This is a genomic window from Streptomyces sp. NPDC021562 (assembly GCF_040640875.1).
Classification (GTDB): Bacteria; Actinomycetota; Actinomycetes; order Streptomycetales; family Streptomycetaceae; genus Streptomyces.
On the sequence record NZ_JBFACN010000125.1, the window covers coordinates 1 to 1,020 of the forward strand.

The 1,020-nt window shown below is 42.6% G+C and carries 1 protein-coding gene; it reads right to left on the reverse strand.

Going from position 1 to position 1,020, the window contains the following annotated elements; all coding sequences use genetic code 11:
• Nucleotides 1-1,020, reverse strand: a 1,020-nt coding sequence (gene lepA / locus AB0G52_RS41410; protein ID WP_361344538.1) for a translation elongation factor 4, incomplete at both ends; no start/stop codon positions are given.

Genomic DNA, 1,020 nt, shown 5'->3' on the forward strand with positions numbered 1-1,020 from the left:
GTTCAATTCTTTCCTGGATGATTTCCATGTGAAGCAGTCCTAAGAAACCACAACGGAAACCAAAGCCTAATGCCTGAGAAGTTTCCGGCTCAAATTGAAGAGCAGAATCATTAAGCTCAAGCTTTTCCAACGCTTCACGAAGGTCATTAAATTTCGAGCTATCAATTGGATATAAGCCGCAATATACCATTGGATTTAGCTTACGGTACCCTGGCAGTGCTTCGACTGCGCCGTTTTTCGCGCTTGTTATCGTGTCCCCGACTCTTGTATCGCCGACATTTTTGATTGCAGCTGTAAGGTAACCAACATCACCAACAGACAGCTGATCTGTACTGACAGCCTTTGGCGTGAATACGCCGACCTCAATTACTTCAAACTCTTTGCCTGTTGCCATCATTTTGATTTTATCGCCTGCTTTAACTGTACCTTCGACAACACGAATATATGTGACTACACCTCTGTAAGCATCATAAAGGCTGTCAAAAATAAGTGCTTTCAACGGCGCTTCCGGATCTCCTTGTGGAGCAGGAACCTTTTCTACCACTTGTTCTAAAATATCTTCAATTCCAATGCCGGCCTTTGCAGAAGCAAGAACTGCCTCAGAAGCATCCAAACCAATGACCTCTTCAATTTCGTTACGAACACGTTCTGGATCAGCACTCGGTAAGTCAATTTTATTAATAACCGGAACTATTTCCAAGTCATTATCAATTGCCAAATACACATTCGCAAGTGTTTGCGCTTCAATACCTTGAGCCGCATCCACAACAAGCACAGCCCCTTCACAAGCGGCCAGACTTCGGGAAACTTCATATGTAAAATCGACATGTCCCGGTGTATCAATCAAGTGCAGTGTATAAATTTCGCCGTCTTTTGCTTTATATTTAAGCTGAACGGAATTCAGCTTGATTGTAATCCCACGTTCTCTTTCAAGATCCATTGAGTCTAAAAGCTGGTCTTTCATTTCGCGCGCTGTCAACGCATTTGTCTTTTCTAATATTCTATCTGCTAATGTAGATT